The organism is Mesobacillus subterraneus (genome assembly GCF_023715485.1).
Classification (GTDB): domain Bacteria; phylum Bacillota; class Bacilli; order Bacillales; family Cytobacillaceae; genus Mesobacillus; species Mesobacillus subterraneus_B.
Genome location: NZ_JAMBOF010000064.1, coordinates 1 through 255, shown reverse-complemented (window position 1 = coordinate 255; position 255 = coordinate 1). Strand labels below are relative to the sequence as shown.

Here is a 255-nt window from a genome sequence, read left to right as displayed (position 1 = left end):
TCTCTATTGCTTTCGCAAGTTTTGAATTGTCTCCGTATTTTTCAATGAACTCTGTTTTGTATTTTCTCGCGTCTTCCACTTTCGCTACTTCGAATATTCTCTTTAGTGCGATCTTCACTTCATCCATCTCTTTTTTCGGCATATGGGTGATGATATTCTTTTTGAAATGGACCGTGCATCGCTGCCAGGCGGATCCTACAAACTCTTTTCCAATGGCAGCTTTTAAGCCCTTATGGGCATCGGAAATGATCAGCT

Annotated in this window: 1 protein-coding gene; it reads right to left on the bottom strand. The window is 41.2% G+C overall.

Annotation, left to right across the window (positions count from 1 at the left end):
• The coding region (locus M3204_RS23580) for a transposase (RefSeq protein WP_251489103.1) at window positions 1–255 on the bottom strand (255 nt) is incomplete at both ends.